Annotated in this window: 15 protein-coding genes; 10 read left to right on the top strand and 5 right to left on the bottom strand. The window is 70.0% G+C overall.

Features of this window, described 5'->3' with window-relative positions; all coding sequences use genetic code 11:
- Positions 1–65 precede the first annotated feature (65 nt).
- Both FHS44_RS04930 and FHS44_RS04925 read right to left on the bottom strand, forming a co-directional pair.
- Positions 66–1,556, bottom strand: a complete 1,491-nt coding sequence (locus FHS44_RS04930; protein WP_184712647.1) for an NAD(P)H-hydrate dehydratase — start codon at positions 1,554–1,556, stop codon at positions 66–68.
- Between the two features lie 49 nt (positions 1,557–1,605).
- Entirely contained in the window at positions 1,606–1,956 is a 351-nt protein-coding gene (locus tag FHS44_RS04925; RefSeq protein WP_184712646.1) for a holo-ACP synthase, read from the bottom strand.
- Positions 1,957–2,086: 130 nt separating this feature from the next.
- Here FHS44_RS04925 and FHS44_RS04920 point away from each other — a divergent pair, with 130 nt between their 5' ends.
- Entirely contained in the window at positions 2,087–2,842 is a 756-nt protein-coding gene (locus FHS44_RS04920; protein WP_184712645.1) for a hypothetical protein, read from the top strand.
- Here the strand turns inward: FHS44_RS04920 and glmS are convergent.
- Positions 2,829–4,673: a glutamine--fructose-6-phosphate transaminase (isomerizing) gene (gene glmS / locus FHS44_RS04915; protein WP_184712644.1), complete on the bottom strand. Its 1,845-nt coding sequence runs from the start codon at positions 4,671–4,673 to the stop codon at positions 2,829–2,831. The genes FHS44_RS04920 and glmS overlap by 14 nt on opposite strands.
- Positions 4,674–4,800: 127 nt before the next feature.
- On the opposite strand from glmS, the gene coaA reads away from it, so the two are divergent.
- From coaA to aspT, 3 genes are read left to right on the top strand one after another with little or no spacing between them, the layout of a single operon-like run.
- Complete coding sequence (gene coaA / locus FHS44_RS04910) at positions 4,801–5,733, top strand: type I pantothenate kinase (RefSeq protein ID WP_184712643.1); 933 nt, start codon at positions 4,801–4,803, stop codon at positions 5,731–5,733.
- Positions 5,734–5,781: 48 nt separating this feature from the next.
- A complete protein-coding gene (locus FHS44_RS04905; protein WP_184712642.1) occupies positions 5,782–7,395 on the top strand; it encodes a bifunctional aspartate transaminase/aspartate 4-decarboxylase in 1,614 nt (537 codons plus the stop codon).
- Positions 7,392–9,077: an aspartate-alanine antiporter gene (aspT, locus tag FHS44_RS04900; protein ID WP_184712641.1), complete on the top strand. Its 1,686-nt coding sequence runs from the start codon at positions 7,392–7,394 to the stop codon at positions 9,075–9,077. The genes FHS44_RS04905 and aspT overlap by 4 nt, the downstream gene beginning before the upstream one ends.
- Here aspT and FHS44_RS04895 read toward each other — a convergent pair.
- Positions 9,005–9,931: a CPBP family glutamic-type intramembrane protease gene (locus FHS44_RS04895; protein ID WP_184712640.1), complete on the bottom strand. Its 927-nt coding sequence runs from the start codon at positions 9,929–9,931 to the stop codon at positions 9,005–9,007. The genes aspT and FHS44_RS04895 overlap by 73 nt on opposite strands.
- Positions 9,928–10,173 carry a hypothetical protein gene (locus FHS44_RS04890; RefSeq protein ID WP_184712639.1) on the bottom strand — a complete coding sequence of 82 codons (246 nt, stop codon included), beginning with the start codon at positions 10,171–10,173 and terminating at the stop codon, positions 9,928–9,930. The genes FHS44_RS04895 and FHS44_RS04890 overlap by 4 nt, the downstream gene beginning before the upstream one ends.
- 93 nt (positions 10,174–10,266) lie before the next feature.
- Between FHS44_RS04890 and FHS44_RS04885 the strand changes: the two genes are divergently transcribed.
- From FHS44_RS04885 to FHS44_RS04860, 6 genes are all read left to right on the top strand, one after another.
- A complete protein-coding gene (locus FHS44_RS04885; RefSeq protein ID WP_184712638.1) occupies positions 10,267–11,232 on the top strand; it encodes a DUF389 domain-containing protein in 966 nt (321 codons plus the stop codon).
- A 78-nt stretch (positions 11,233–11,310) separates the two neighbouring features.
- Positions 11,311–12,231 (top strand): ABC transporter ATP-binding protein, encoded by a 921-nt coding sequence (locus FHS44_RS04880; RefSeq protein WP_184712637.1) that lies wholly within the window; start codon positions 11,311–11,313, stop codon positions 12,229–12,231.
- Positions 12,224–13,105: an ABC transporter permease gene (locus FHS44_RS04875; RefSeq protein WP_184712636.1), complete on the top strand. Its 882-nt coding sequence runs from the start codon at positions 12,224–12,226 to the stop codon at positions 13,103–13,105. Before FHS44_RS04880 ends, FHS44_RS04875 begins: the two co-directional genes overlap by 8 nt.
- Positions 13,102–14,016 (top strand): ABC transporter ATP-binding protein, encoded by a 915-nt coding sequence (locus FHS44_RS04870; protein ID WP_184712635.1) that lies wholly within the window; start codon positions 13,102–13,104, stop codon positions 14,014–14,016. The genes FHS44_RS04875 and FHS44_RS04870 overlap by 4 nt, the downstream gene beginning before the upstream one ends.
- Positions 14,017–14,018: 2 nt before the next feature.
- Positions 14,019–14,735, top strand: coding sequence for an ABC transporter permease (locus FHS44_RS04865; RefSeq protein ID WP_184712634.1), 717 nt, complete (start codon positions 14,019–14,021; stop codon positions 14,733–14,735).
- Positions 14,736–14,782: 47 nt separating this feature from the next.
- Positions 14,783–16,081: an AAA family ATPase gene (locus FHS44_RS04860; protein WP_184712633.1), complete on the top strand. Its 1,299-nt coding sequence runs from the start codon at positions 14,783–14,785 to the stop codon at positions 16,079–16,081.
- Position 16,082 lies beyond the last annotated feature (1 nt).

Genomic DNA, 16,082 nt, shown 5'->3' with positions numbered 1-16,082 from the left:
GCGCCTGGTTGGCGGCCGGGACGAGCACTCCACCTGCCCGGCTCGCCGCGTCCGAAACTCCCGCCCTACTTCGACCGGAACCCGGGTTCGAGGAGGGACCGTACGACCCCCTGGACGGCCTCAAGGACGTCCCAGGCGGACACGGGCCCGTCGGCACCGGCCAGGCCGTGCAGGTGGGCGGCGCACGAGGCCGCGTCGTAGGCGTCGAGCCCGGCCGCCAGGAGCGTCCCCGCGATCCCGGCCAGCACGTCGCCGGTGCCCGCGGTGGCCAGCCACGGGCTGCCGGTGAGGTTCACCCTGACCGGCAGGCCGTCCCGCGCCACGAGCGTGGTCGAACCCTTGAGCAGCACGGTCACGCCCAGCTCGTCCACCGCCCGCCGTACATGGTCGAGAGGGTCCGCCTCGATCCGCTCCCTGGGCACGTCGAGCAGCCGCGACAGCTCGCCCGCGTGCGGGGTGACGAGCACCGGTGCCGTACGGCGCAGCAGCGACCTGTCGCGGGCGGCCAGCGTCAGCGCGTCCGCGTCGAGGAGCACGGGCACGTCGCTCGCCAGCACGGTACGGGCGATCTCCAGCGACTCCGCCCCCGTCCCGAGGCCGGGACCGAGCACCCACGCCTGCACCCTGCCGACCTCGCCGACGCCCTCCCCCGGCGCCAGCTCCGTGATCACCGCCTCCGGCCAGCGGGCGCGCACCTGCGCCACCGGCTCGGCGACCCCGGCGTAGCGGACCATCCCCGCCCCCGACCTGACCGCCCCGCCGACCGCCAGCACCGCGGCCCCGGTGTAGCCGTGACTACCCGCCGCGACGCCGACCACGCCCCTGCGGTACTTGTCGGAGGTGGTGTCCGGCCTGGGCAGCATCGCGGCCACGTCGGCGTCGGTCAGCGCGGTCACCGCGGGCTCCGGTGTGTAAGGCCCGAGCCCGATGTCGACGAACTCGATCCGTCCCGTGTGGCGCGCCCCCGGGCTGACGAGCAGTCCCGCCTTGCAGGCGCCGAAGGTGACCGTGTAGTCGGCCCTGACCGCCTCCCCCTCGACCCGCCCGGTGCTGGCGTCCACCCCGCTCGGCACGTCAACGGCGACGACCAGCGGTCTGTCGGTCTCATGCGTCAGTTCCGCCAGCGTCGAGTACGGCTCCCGCAGCGCTCCGGCGCCCCCGATGCCGAGCAGGCCGTCCATGACCAGGTCGGCTCGCTTGATCAGTGTGCGTGCCCGCTCCCGCCCGTCGTCCCCGGCCTCCCTGACGTCCAGGACGCGTCCCCCGGCGCGACGCAGGGCCGCGAGCCCGGCCTCGTGGACCCGGGTCCCGGCCAGGACCGCGTCGACCCTGGCTCCCCTGGCCGCCAGGCGTGCCCCGGCGAACAGGGCGTCGCCCCCGTTGTCTCCAGAGCCGACCAGCAGCACGACGCGCGAGCCGTACACGCCGCCGAGCAGCGCCGCGCAGACCGTGGCGAGGCCGGTCGCGGCCCGGTCCATGAGCGTGCCGTCGGGCAGCTTCGCCATCAGGGCCGCCTCGGCCGTCCTGATCTGGTCGGAGGTGTAAGCGCTGAGCATGATCCGACGGTATCCCGTCCCGTCCACGCCGCAGCGCGAGGCCGTGCGGTCAGCCTTCGGCGATCACGTAGGCGACGGCGACACCGGCGTCGTGGGTCAGCGACACGTGCCACCGCAGGACGCCGAGGGTCACGGCGACCTCGGCGACCGTGCCGTGGACCCGCAGTTCGGGCCTGCCGTACGCGCCGGGGAGGACCTCGGCGTCGAGGTGGCTCAGGCCGGGAGGGGCGCCCAGGGCCTTGGCGACGGCCTCCTTGGCCGCGAACCGCGCCGCCAGGGACCGTACGGCCAGCCCGCGCTCGGCCTCGGTGAACAGCCTGGCCCGCAGGGAGGGCGTCCTTTCGAGCGACGCCGCGAAACGTGCCACGTCCACGACGTCGACCCCGATACCCACGATCACGGTTCCAGGCTAGGCCGCGTTACCCACTTTCATGTCCCGGCAATCCATGGATGTTGTCCACAGGTTGTGGACACATCCCCCATGGCCTGCCGAGACGGGAAATGTCGGTCGCCGCTCCTAAAATGATCACATGCTCTCGCTGGCCGCCACCGCCGTCCTGATGGCCTTCGCGGCGTGGTACTGGTCGGGCCCGGTGCACCCGCAGCGGATCTCCCTGTTCGCCAGGCGTCAGGCGCTGGCGGTCACCCCCGGCGCGGAGCCGGTCGTGCGGCGCTACCTGCGGACCACACGCATGTGGCGGGCCTCTGGGCTGGCTGCGGGCCTCGTTCTTCTCACGGGGCTCCCGGATCCGCTGACACTCGATCCGTTCAGCGGCTGGTTCCTGGGCGTGCTCGGGGCGGAGCTGGCGATCGGCGCCAGGCGCGAGCCCGGCCCGGTCGCGGCCGCCCCCGCCCCGCCCCGGCTGCTGTCCCCCCAGGCTCGCTCCTTCCTGTACGGCGGCGCCGCGCTGAGCGTGCTGGGCCTGCTGGCCGGGATCGGCGTCGCCGTGACGGGACGGCCCGTCCCGGGGCTGCCCTGGACCGTGATGACCGCCGCCGTCACGGGCGGAACGCTGCTCCTGGTCCGCTCCCTGCGGCTGCGCCCGATCCCGGCCGCCCCCGCCGACGTGGTCGCGGCCGTGCTCGCCACCCGCTCCCGCTCGGCCCACACGCTGGCCACGGGCAACGCGGTCCTCGCCTTCGCCGGGGCCCTGGCCGCCGTCAGCCTGCCCGTCTGGGGCGACCTGGTGACGGGCCTCGTCAGCCTGCCCCTGACGGTCGCGGCCTTCCTCGCGGGCACCCGGCAGTGGGCGATCACCGTGGGACCCGCGGCTACTCCACCGTGACGGACTTGGCCAGGTTGCGGGGCTGGTCCACGTCGTGCCCCTTGGCCGTGGCCAGCTCGCAGGCGAAGACCTGCAGCGGCACGGTCGCCACCAGCGGCTGGAGCAGGGTCGGCACCGCGGGAACGCGGATCAGCGTGTCGGCGTACGGCTCGACCGAGGTGTCCCCCTCCTCGGCGATGACGATGGTCTTGGCCCCCCTCGCCCTGATCTCCTGGATGTTGGAGACGATCTTCTCGTGGGTCACCCGCTGGCCGGACGGCGAGGGCACCACGACCACGACGGGCAGCCCGCTCTCGATCAGCGCGATCGGCCCGTGCTTGAGCTCCCCGGCCGCGAAGCCCTCGGCGTGCATGTAGGCGAGCTCCTTGAGCTTCAGCGCCCCTTCGAGGGCGACGGGGAAGCCGACGTGACGGCCGAGGAAGAGCACGCAGCGCTCCCCGGCCAACGAGCGGGCCAGTTCCCTGACCGGCTCCATCGTGGAGAGCACCTCCTCGACCCGCGAGGGCATCTCCCACAGCCTCGCGACGATCTGGGAGATCTCGTCGCCGAACTTGGTCCCCCTGACCTGGGCGAGGTAGAGCGCGACCAGGTAGCAGGCGACGAGCTGGGTGAGGAAGGCCTTGGTCGAGGCGACGGCGATCTCCGGGCCCGCGTGGGTGTAGAGGACGGCGTCCGCCTCGCGCGGGATGGTCGAGCCGTTGACGTTGCAGATGGCCAGCACCCGGGAGTGCTGCTCGCGGGCGTGCCGTACGGCCATCAGGGTGTCCATCGTCTCGCCGGACTGGCTGATCACGATGATCAGCGTGTCGCGGGTGAGGATCGGGTCACGGTATCTGAACTCGCTGGCCAGCTCGACCTCGCACGGGATACCCGCCCAGTGTTCGATGGCATATTTCGCGATAAGTCCGGCATGGTAGGAGGTGCCGCAGGCGACCACGATGATCTTGTTGATCTCCCGCAGCTCCTCGCCGGAAAGCCGCATCTCGTCCAGCGTCAGCAGCCCGTCCGCGCCGATCCTGCCCAGCAGCGTGTCCGCGACCGCCCTGGGCTGCTCGGCGATCTCCTTCAGCATGAAGTGGTCGTAGCCACTCTTCTCCGCCGCCGAGGCGTCCCAGTCCACGTGGTAGTTGCGCGTCGGGGCGGGACGGCCCTCGAAGTCGGTGACCGTGATCTCGCTGGCGCGCAGCCGTACCACCTGGTCCTGGCCCAGCTCGACCGCCTCCCGCGTGTGGGCGATGAAGGCCGCCACGTCCGAGCCCAGGAAGTTCTCCCCGTCACCGCGTCCGACGACCAGCGGCGAGTTGCGCCGGGCGCCGACCACCGTGTCCGGCTCGTCCACCGAGACGGCCAGCAGCGTGAAGGCCCCCTCAAGACGTCGGCAGGTACGGCGCATCGCCTCGGCGAGCCCGAGGTCGGCGAACCCTTCGAGCATGTGCGCGACCACCTCGGTGTCGGTCTCCGAGTCGATCTTGTGCCCGTTGTCCTCAAGCTCGGCCCGCAGCTCGGCGAAGTTCTCGATGATGCCGTTGTGGATGACCGCGATCCGCTCGTAGCAGTCGGTGTGCGGGTGGGCGTTGCGGTCGGTCGGCGCGCCGTGGGTGGCCCACCTGGTGTGCCCGATCCCGGTCGTCGCGGGCGGCACGGAGTGCCCGGCCAGACTTGAGCGCAGGTTGGCCAGCTTGCCCGCCCTCTTCTCGACGGTCAGCTCCCCGTCGGTCCCGACGAGGGCGACCCCCGACGAGTCGTACCCCCGGTACTCCAGCCGCCCCAGCCCCTCGACGACCACGTCAACGGCCCGCCGCCCGCCGACATAACCCACGATTCCGCACATGGGATCCCCCTTTTCGTCCGAACGAGACTAGGGAGAACGTGCCCGCAGGCCCAAGATTCCTGCCCGCCATCGGGCAAAGGCGTCCCCACCGAAAGGCACTTTTGACCGATCAGTAGGCTTCGGAGCTATGGCCAACGGGTTGGACGGCACGCCGTACGTCGAGCTGAGCCGCAAGCAGTGGGGTGAGCTCCGCAAGAACACTCCGCTGACGCTCACCGAGGACGAGCTTGAGGAGCTGCGCGGCGTCGACGACCCGATCGACCTGGCCGAGGTCACCGACATCTACCTGCCGCTCACCCGGCTGCTCAACCTGCACTTCACCGGCGCCAGGCAGCGGGGGGCGGCGGTCAACACCTTCCTCGGCGCCGGGCAGCGGCCCTCGCCGTACATCCTGGGCATCGCGGGCAGCGTCGCGGTCGGCAAGTCGACAACGGCCAGGCTGCTGCACACCCTGCTCGCCCGCTGGCCGGAGCACCCCAGGGTCGATCTGGTCACGACCGACAGCTTCCTGTACCCGAACGCGGTGCTCACCGAGCGGGACATCATGCACAGGAAGGGCTTCCCGGAGAGCTACGACCGCCGGGCCCTGGTGCGCTTCGTCGCCGACGTCAAGGCCGGTCTGCCCGAGGTCAGCGCCCCGGTCTACAGCCATCTTGAGTACGACATCGTCCCCGGCGCCCTGCAGACCGTGCGCAGGCCGGACATCCTCATCGTCGAGGGCCTCAACGTCCTGCAACCGGCCCCGCCCGCGGCGCTGGCCGTCAACGACTACTTCGACTTCTCCATCTACGTGGACGCCAAGGTCGAGCACATCCGCGACTGGTACGTGGACCGCTTCCACAAGCTGCGCCGTACGGCCTTCGAGGACCCCAAGTCCTACTTCAGGCACCTGGCCGAGCTGTCGGAGGAGGAGGCCACCACGTTCGCCAGGGACATCTGGCGCGACATCAACGAACGCAACCTGGTCGAGAACATCGCCCCAACCAGGGGCCGCGCGGGCCTGATCCTCTACAAGGGCCCCAACCACTCCGTCCGCCGCGTACGGCTACGCCGCATCTGACCGGGTAGGAGTCTGACCGGTCCCCCCATCCGTTGACATGGGGGAAACATGGTCGATCGTCAGGCGGAGCGCCGGTGGGAGTCGCTCAGCCCGTTCGAGCTGAAGAACGAGCTGATCGCCCTCGCCGGGGAGCGGAACGGGAGGAACGCCCGCGCGCTGCTCAACGCGGGCCGTGGGAACCCCAACTGGACCGCCACCGCGCCCCGCGAGGCGTTCTTCCTGCTCGGCTCCTTCGGCATGGCCGAGGCGCGGCGCGACTGGGACGAGTGGGACGGCCTGGCGGGCGTGCCCCGCGAGGACGGCATCGCCGAGCGCATGACGGCCTTCCTGCGTGACAACGCGGACCGGCCGGGGGCCGAGCAGCTCAGCCGTTCCGTGGCCTGGGGGGTCGACCGGCTCGGGTTCGACCCCGACGCCTGGGTGTGGGAACTGACCGACGCGGTGGTCGGCGACCACTACCCCGACCCCGTGCGCATGCTCTCCCACGTCGAGCGGGTGGTCCACGCCTACCTCGTCAAGGAGGTGTGCGACGGCCACGATCCGGCCAGGCCGTACGACCTGTTCGCGACCGAGGGCGGCACCGCGGCCATGTGCTACGTCTTCGACAGCGCCGTGATCAACGGCATCCTGCGGCCCGAGGACACCATCGCGCTGATGACGCCGATCTTCAGCCCGTATCTGGAGATCCCGCACCTGGAGCGCTACCGGTTCAAGACGATCGAGATCGCCGCGACCAAGGTGAACGCGTCGGGCGTGCACACCTGGCAGTACGACCTCCGCGAACTGGACAAACTCTCCGACCCCCAGGTGAAGGCGGTCTTCGTCGTCAACCCGTCGAACCCGCCCTCGGTGATGCTCGCCCCCGAGGCGCTCGACCGCATCGTGGAGATCAGCAGGACGAGCAACCCGGGGCTGACGATCATCACCGACGACGTCTACGGCACGTTCGTCAACGGCTACCGCTCCCTGATGTCGGCCGCGCCGCGCAACACCATCGGGGTGTACTCCTTCAGCAAGTACTTCGGCGCCACCGGCTGGCGGCTCGGCGTCATCGCGATCAACCAGGACAACGTCTTCGAGGAGAAGCTGGCCGCCCTGCCCCGCTCCGACAGGGACCGGCTCAGGGAGCGCTACGGCAGCATCAGCCTGGAGCCCGAGAAGATCAGGTTCATCGACCGGCTCGTCGCCGACTCCCGGCAGGTGGCGCTCAACCACACCGCCGGTCTGTCGCTTCCGCAGCAGGCGCAGATGGCGCTGTTCGCCCTCGCGGAGCTGATGGACGAGGAGAACGAGTACCGGCACACCTGCCAGGCGATCGTCGCCCGCAGGCTGCACGCCCTGGTCAAGGGGATGGGCGTCCCCCTGCCCAAGGACCCGCTGTCCGCCCACTACTACGCCGAACTCGACCTGCTGTCCTTCATCGGCCGCACCTTCGGCCAGGAGTTCGCCACCTGGCTTGTCCACAACTACGAGCCCGTGGACCCGGTCTTCAGGCTCGCGGAGAAGGGGTCGGTCGTGCTGCTGAACGGCGGCGGCTTCGACGGCCCCGAGTGGAGCGTCCGGGTCAGCCTGGCCAACCTGGAGATGGACGCCTACGAGAAGATCGGCACCTGGCTCAAAGAGGTCGTGCAGGGCTACAAGGACGAGTTCGACCGCTCATGAAGGAGCTGCTCAGGGGCACCCCGGAGATCGCCCTGTTCGTCTGCCTGGCGCTCGGCTTCGCGCTGGGCAGGATCAAATTCTGGCGGCTCTCGCTCGGCGGCATCGCGGGCACGCTGATCGTGGCCATCGTCGTCGGCATGGTCGGCGGCGGCGTCACCCTGAACGACCAGGTCAAGAACATCGCGTTCGCGCTGTTCATCTTCACCCTCGGCTACATGAGCGGTCCGTCGTTCTTCTCCAGCCTCAACAGGACCAGCCTGCGCTACGGCTGGTTCACCCTCATCGAGGTGGTGACCGTACTCGCGGTGACCGCGCTGGCGGTCGTCATCCTCAAACTGGACGCGGGGACCGCCGCCGGGCTCATGGCGGGCGGCGCCACCGAGTCGGCGGTCGTCGGCACCGCGACCGACGCCGTCGGCAGGCTGCCGCTGCCCGCCGCCGAGATCAGGACACTTCAGGCCAACATCGGCACCGCCTACTCCATCTCCTACATCTGCGGCCTGATCACGATCGTGCTGCTGACCAGCCAGATCACCCCCGCCCTGCTCCGCTTCGACCTGCGGGAGTCCGCGGCCAAGCTGTGGAAGAGTCTCGGCGGCACCGGCTCGCGGGCGAGTAGCACCCCGGCGCTGCCCTCGGTCGTCGGCAGGGCCCAGCGGGTCATCGCGGGCGCGGGCAGGACGGTCGCGCAGGTCGAGGCGGCCATGGACGGCCAGGCCACCGTGGAACGCGTCCTGCGCGACGGCCAGGTGATCGACGTCGATCCGCAGACCGTGCTGCGGAAGGGCGACGAGGTGGTGGTCGTCGGACGTCGCCAGGAGGCGATCAAGGCCGACGCCGTCCTCGGCCCCGAACTGCCCGGGGGCCGTGACCTCAACCTCGACCTGGAGGTCGCCGACGTCCTGCTCACCCGTAGGGACCACTCCGGCCAGACCCTCGCCCACCTGCGCCACGACCTCCCTCCCGAGGCCGTGCAGGGCGTCTACCTGCGCGACATCAGCCGGATGGAGCACACCCTGCCCATCCGCCCGGGGACGGTGGTCAACACCGGGGACGTGGTGCGGATCATCGGCGTGCGCGGGGACGTGGAACGCGCCGCCGCCTGGATGGGCACCCGCCTGGGCACCGGGGTGAAGGCCGACTTCGTCTACATCGCGGCCGGTATCGTCCTTGGCCTGCTCATCGGGAAGCTCACCCTCACCCTCGGCGACATCCCACTGTCGCTGGGCACGGGCGGCGGCTGCCTGCTGACCGGCCTGTTCTTCGGCTGGCTGCGCGCCCGCCACCCGACCTTCGGCCAGTACGACCCCGCCGCCGCCTCGGTGATCAAGGACCTGGGGCTCGCGGTCTTCATCAGCGCGGTCGGCCTGTCCTCCGGCCCCCAGGCGGTCTCCCTCATCACCAAGTACGGTCTGGCCCTGCCGCTGGTCGGCATCCTCGTCACGCTGGTCCCCGCGACGATCTCACTGGTCGTGGGATTCAAGGTGCTGAAGCTTGAGCCGCCCCTCGCCCTGGGAGCCGTGGCCGGGCAGCAGTGCTCGACCCCGGCCATCACCGCGATCCAGCAGGTCGCGGGCAACCCGACGCCGTTGATGTCGTACACGATCGTCTACGCCCTGTCGAACGTGGCGCTGCCGCTGCTCGGCCCCATCGCGGTCGGCATGGCCAGATCCCTGGGCTGACGCCCTCCCCTGCCTGACCGTCCTGTACGGCGCCGCAGCAGATACAGTCCCGTGCCGCCGCAGACGATCATGGAGGCCACCGAGGCGGGGGACAGGCCGAACAGCACCTCGCCGGGTCCCGTGAAGCGCAGGTGGCCGCCGGTCATGAGCGAGAGGGTGAGCGCGCCGCTGACCGTGTGGAGCACCACCCCCGGCCAGATGGAGCCGGTCCACACCCGCAGCTCGCCGTACAGGACGGCCAGCGCCGTGATCCCGAGAAGGAACAACGGCACGTACCAGGCGAGCGGCAGCGTCGTCGCGGCGCGCAGGTCGGCCGGGGACATCCAGACCAGATACAGCGGCAGGTGCCACAGCCCCCAGACCGCCCCGACGAGCACGTGCGGCATGACCCCCCGCAGGCCGAGCGCCATCGCGGTGCGCGTGCCGTACCCACGGAAAACGAACTCCTCAAGCACGTTCTTGACCACCAGGAAGCCCAGGACGGTGGCCACGGAGCCGGGAAGGCCCGGCGTGAACGTCGCGACGCCGCTGACCGCCGCCGCGGCGACACAGCCGACGGCCAGCACGGGGAAGAACAGCGTCGCGAACGCGAACCAGCGGACGGGGACGCGTGGCGTCATCCCCAGCGGCCCGGCGCCGTCCCTGCTGACCAGGAACAGCACGAGCGCGGTCAGCGCGGGGACGACGATCCACAGCCCCTGCCCCGAGGTGGAACCGTCGGCGGAGACGGCACTGCCGGTGCCGGTGAGCTGCCCGGTCGCCCTGTCGAGGACGACGAAGAGCCAGCCACCGCCAACGGTGACGAGCGCGAACAGGGCAAAGCCGACCCGGGCCCGCCTCACGGTCCCGGTCACCTTCGCCCCTCGGCCCCGGGAACGTCCCCGCCCGTCACACGGCCGGGCGACGCCAGCCGTACACCCTCACGCGTGACGAACGGCGGCTCATCGAACACGCGATCCACCGATGCGAGCCGTACACCCATGTCGAGCAGCGACTCACCGAACACACGGCCCGGCGATGCCAGCCGTACACCATCACACATGACGAACGGCGGCTCGCCGAGCACATGCCCCGTCTGATCTCGTCGCGCCATCATGACCCCCTTCTATCTAACAGATATATCTAATAGATACTCCAAGGTTCGGCCAGGCGCGAATGTTGTCGAACCAGGAGGATCTAGGGTTGGCCCGTGCTGCATCTGCGTGTGATCAGCCCTGCCGGGCGCACCGAGGACGTCCTCGGGCTGCTCGACGGCGCCGTCGGGGTGACCAACCTCGTCGTGCTGCCCGGCGCGGCCCGCTCCCCCAGCGGAGACCTGGTCCAGTTCGACGTCGCGCGGGAGGCCGCCAACGAGGTGATCGAGCACCTCCAGCGCCTCGGCCTGCGCACCGAGGGCTCCATCTCCGCCGAGGAGGTCGACCTGTCCCTCTCCGAGGCGGCCGACCGCGCGGAACGGGAGGCCCCCGGCGAGAGCGACGACGCGGTGATCTGGGCGGAACTCGCCAGGAAGGTCGCCGCCGAGTCCAGGATCACCTGGGCCTTCCTCGCCTTCCTGGCGATCGCCACGCAGCTCGCGGCCATCGGCGTCATCACCGACTCACCGATCCTCATCGTCGGCGCGATGGTCCTCGGCCCCGAGTTCGGCGCCATCGCCGCCATCTGCTTCGGCCTGCTGCGCCGCGACAGACGGCTGATCACCAGGGCCCTGCGCGCGCTGGCCGTCGGCTTCTCCTTCGCCGTCGCGGTCACCCTCGCCTGCGCCCTGGTCTCCCGGGGACTCGGCTGGATCGGGCCGACCAGCCTCAGTGAGCACAAGGAGATCGAGTTCATCGTCAAACCCGACCGGTGGTCGTTCATCGTGGCGCTGCTGGCGGGCGCGGCCGGGGTGCTCTCGGTCACCGCGGGCAAGTCCTCCGCCCTGGTCGGCGTCTTCATCTCGGTCACGACAGTCCCCGCCGCCGGATACTTCGCGGTCGCCGCCGCCCTGGCCCGCTGGGACGACATGGCCGCCTCCGTCACCCAGCTCGCGGTCAACGTCGCGGGCATGGTCATCTCCGGTACGGCAACGCTCGTCGTCCAGCGGGCCTACTGGTCGCGGTACGGCGTGCGGCTGCCCGTGCATCCTCGCCGGGGAACCCCCTGGGAGAAGCCCTGAGAACCTGAACTTTCGGACGATGCCCTCCTCATTCGCTCGGGCGAGGAATTACCCCCATCCGCTAGGTAGGGTCCGAGCATGACCATCCTCGCCACCGAGGGACTAACCAGACGCTTTCCCCGGGTGACGGCGCTCGACCAGCTCACCGTGAACGTGGGTCCCGGCGTCACCGGCCTGGTCGGCGCCAACGGCGCGGGCAAGTCCACCCTCATCAAGATCCTGCTGGGTCTGCTCGACCCCTCAGCGGGGAAGGCCCAGGTGCTCGGCATGGACACCACGACCCAGGGTCCCGAGATCCGCAGGGTCGTCGGATACATGCCGGAGCACGACTGTCTGCCCCCCGACATGTCCGCGACCGAGTTCACCGTGCACATGGGGCAGATGTCCGGTCTGCCACGCACGTCCGCCAGAGAGCGCGCCGCCGACGTCCTGCGCCACGTGGGCCTGTACGAGGAGCGCTACCGCGTGATGGGCGGCTACTCGACCGGCATGAAGCAGCGGGTCAAGCTGGCCCAGGCGCTGGTGCACGACCCCCGCCTGGTCTTCCTCGACGAACCGACCAACGGCCTCGACCCGCAGGGCCGCGACGAGATGCTGGCGCTGATCCGCAGGATCGGCACCGAGTTCGGCATCAGCGTGCTGGTGACCTCCCACCTGCTCGGCGAGCTCGAACGGGTCTGCGACCACGTCATCGTGATCGACGGCGGCAAGCTGCTGCGCTCCTCGTCGATCGCCGATTTCACCCAGACCACCCAGACGGTCACGGTCGAGGTCGAGGAGGGCCGCCAGGCGCTGGCCGCCCGCCTGACCGAGCTGGGCGAGACCGTCGTCGAGCACGGCCGTTCTCTTCTGGTCCAGGTCCGCGCGCCGGAGACCTTCGACACGCTCCGCGACGCCGTCTGCGACCTGGACCTGTGCCTGGTCCGCATGGAGCAGGGGCGCCAGCGCATCGAGGACGTCTTCAAGGAGCCGGTCAGCAGGGAGTCCGCCGATGTCTGAGCCGACAGGTGTCATCCACGACATCGGATACCGCCACTACGACGGCGTACGGCTCGGCCGCAGACACGCCACCGTGGCGCTGGCCGTACACAGCCTGCGCGGGATCTTCGGCCTCGGCCGCACCATACGGGCGAAGATCATCCCCTTCCTGATCGTGGGCGTCATGATGCTGCCCGCGGTCGTCTCCATCGCGGTCATGGCGCTGCTGCGGCAGAAGGTGATGGCCTACACCTCCTACGGCTCCATCATGCAGGCGGTGCTGGCGGTCTTCCTGGCCGCGCAGTCGCCGTACATCGTGGCCCCCGACCTGCGCTTCCGGGTGCTCCCGCTCTACCTGTCCCGCCCGGTGACGCTGTGGGACTACGTCGGCGCGAAGCTCGCGGCGATGATCACGGCGATGTTCCTGCTGCTGGCCGTACCGCTGACCGTGCTCTATATCGGTGAGCTGGTCGTCGACCTGCCGGATCCGGTCAAGACCGGCAACTACCTGGCCGCCATGGCCGGGGCGGCCGTCTCCGCGCTGCTGCTGTCCTGCATCGGTGTGGCGATCGCCTCCTTCACCCCGCGCCGCGGCCTCGGGGTGGCCTCCGTCATCGCGTTCTACCTGCTCACGTCGGCGGTCTCGACCCTCGTCTCGGCGACCATGGAGTCGGTGAACAACTACACCGCCTCCGGCTGGGCGCTGATGATCAACCCGTTCTTCCTGGTCGACGCGGCGGTGCACGTCGGGCTCTTCGGCGCGGACGCCTCCTCCCCCGTCGTCTACCCGAGCGGCGGCGGCGCCGTCGCGCTGCAGCTGCTGCTGGTGGTCGTCCTGATCGCCCTGTCCGTGATCGCCCTGGTCACGCGCTACCGGAAGGCGGCCGCGCGATGAACATCGAACTGGCCCAGGTCTCCCGCTGGTACGGCAACGTGGTGGCCGTCAACGACGTCACCATGACCGTCGCCCCCGGCGTCACCGGCCTGCTCGGCCCCAACGGCGCGGGCAAGTCCACGCTGCTGCACATGATGGCCGGTTTCCTGGCCCCCTCCGGCGGCACCGTGACCCTCGACGGCGTCAAGATCTGGCGCAACCACGAGGTCTACCGCTCGATCGGCCTGGTCCCCGAGCGCGAGGCCGCCTACGGCTTCCTGACCGGCTGGGAGTTCGTGCTGTCCAGCGCCAGGCTCCACCGGCTGTCCGACCCCGAGGGCGCCGCCCGCAAGGCCGTCGCCACGGTCGAGATGGAGACCGCCGCCGAACGCAGGATCGAGACCTACTCCAAGGGCATGCGCCAGCGCATCAAGGTCGCCGCCGCCCTCGTGCACGACCCCCAGGTCCTGCTGCTCGACGAGCCGTTCAACGGCATGGACCCGCGCCAGCGCATGCACCTGATGGACCTCGTGCGTGCCATGGGCGCCGCGGGCAAGACCATCCTGTTCAGCTCGCACATCCTGGAGGAGGTCGAGCGCGTCGCCCAGCACATCGAGGTGCTGGTCGCGGGCCGTCACGCGGCCACCGGCGACTTCCGCGAGATCCGCCGCAGGATGACCGACCGGCCCCACGTGTTCCGGGTCCGGTCGAGCGACGACAGACGGCTGGCCTCGGCCCTGATCTCCGACGGCTCCTCAAGCTCGGTCTCCCTCACCCAGACGGGGCTTGAGGTGCAGGCTGTCGACTTCCGGCGGTTCACCTGGCTGCTGCCCAGGGTCGCCAGGGACGCGGACGTGCGGATCTGGCAGATCTCCCCCGCCGACGAAGACCTGGAGAGCGTCTTCTCCTACCTGATCAACAGGAGCAGCTGACAATGAACGCTGTCATCGCCGGAATCTCCTACCGCGCGCTGCTCGGCCGCAGAAGGATCTGGCTGCTGGTCCTGCTGCCGGTCGTGCTGATCGGGCTGGCCGTGCTGGTGCGGATGATCAGCGGCGGGAGCGAGCGGATCGCCGTTGACTTCATGCAGAAGTTCGCCCTCGGCACCATCCTGCCCCTGCTCGGCCTGATCGCCGGGACCGGCGTGATCGCCCCCGAGATCGACGACGGCACGATCGTCCACCTGCTGTCCAAGCCGATCTCCCGCCCGGTCGTCGCGCAGACCAAGTTCCTCGTCGCCTCCTCGGTCCTGGCCCTGTTCGCCGCCGTGCCGACCCTCGTCGCCGCCTACCTGCTGGTCGGCTTCGAATCCGGCATCGCGTACGGCTTCGCGGTCGGCGCCCTGGCCGGGGGCCTCGCCTACGCGGCGCTGTTCATGCTGCTCGGCGTCCTCACCAGGCACGCGGTGACGGTCGGCATCGCCTACGCCCTCATCTGGGAGGGCGTCGTCGGCAACTTCGTCCCCGGCGCCAGGAGATACTCCATCCAGCAGTGGGCCCAGACCGTGGCCGACCAGGTGTCATCCTCGTCGTTCCTGTCCAGCGACCTCACCATAGGCTTCGCCGCCACCGCCCTCCTCCTCATCACCGCAGGCGCCGTCCTCTGGGCCGGCCAACGCCTGCGCACCTTCTCCCTCACCGGCGACGAGTAGGTCCGCGTGCGCACCTCCTGTAGGAGGTGCGCATGTACGGTTCACCTATGAAGTCTCGCCTGGCAGAACTGCGTCTCACCGAGTTCAAGACCTTCCGTGACGCGGTTCTCCCTCTGGGGCCGATGACGACGCTCATCGGCCGCAACAGCGGCGGGAAGTCCAACGCCCTCGACGGCCTCGAAGTCCTGTCCCGCCTGGCGGAGGGCGGAGACATCGTCGACGCGCTGGACAGCAGGCGAGGCGACGAGGGAGCACTGCGGGGCGGCATCGAAGGGTGCCCGCCTCACGGGTCTGATCAGTTCCAACTCGGATGCGACGTCATCGCCGTCGGCCAAGCCGACGAAGGATACGTCCATCTGCGGTTCGACGTCACGATCCTGGTCCGCCCCGAACCGGTGATCGTCAGCGAGCGCCTGACCGGCCGGTCTGGGAACGATGACTTCCACGACCTCCTCAGGTCGACAGAGACGGACCCACGGTCTGGGACTGTCGACGCCACCTGGTACAACGGCCGTCGAGGACAAGCCCCCGGAGTGCCCTTCCGCTCCGACCGGCTGCTGATCAGCCAGCTGCCTCTCCGGCTGGCCGGGGAAACCGAGGCGGAAAGGCGCGTCGTCACCGCCGTCGAAGACGTCCTGGAGACGCTGCGCGGGGTCTTCCACCTGGACCCTGTCCCCCATCTCATGCGGCAGTACATCCCCAGCCGGGATGTGCGACTGCGCAGAACAGCAGAAAACCTCTCCGCCGTGGTCGGTCGTATGGCCGACGACGATCCCGAACGGTTCCGGCAGCTCGTCTCCCATGTGCGGGGACTCGTCGACCACGAGGTGACGGGGATCGAGGTCATCCGGTCCCCGCTCAACGACGTGATGCTCGCCCTCAGGGAGGACGGCGCCCTGACCCCTGCCAGGGAGATGAGTGACGGCCTGCTGAGGTTCACGGCCATCGCCACCAGCCTGCTCCGCCAGGGACGCACCCGTGAGACGGTGTCCCCCACCCTGGTGATCGAGGAGTTGGAGAACGGCCTGCACCCCTCCCAGGCCAGTCAGATCCTTGACCTGGTCAGACAGGCCACGCGGGAGGACACCGCCCAGGTGATCTTCACCACGCACAGCCCCGCCCTCCTCTCCGCCCTGGAGCCCGAGGAGCACGGAAACGTCGTCGTCTGCACCCGGGACCGGACGACCGGTCTCTCCCAGCTCAGAAAACTCCCCGATATGGACGGTTACCCCACCCTGATGGCCCAGGGCGATCTCGGCACGGTCATCACCTCCGGGCTCCTGGAACAGGCGCCCGTCCGCTCCCGCGACTTCACCGCGTTCGACCGACTCATGGGGATCGACTGAC

It is taken from the genome of Streptosporangium saharense (assembly GCF_014203715.1).
Classification (GTDB): Bacteria; Actinomycetota; Actinomycetes; order Streptosporangiales; family Streptosporangiaceae; genus Streptosporangium; species Streptosporangium saharense.
Note: the sequence above shows the minus strand (reverse complement) of the source record. Positions and strands in the feature narration are given on the sequence as shown.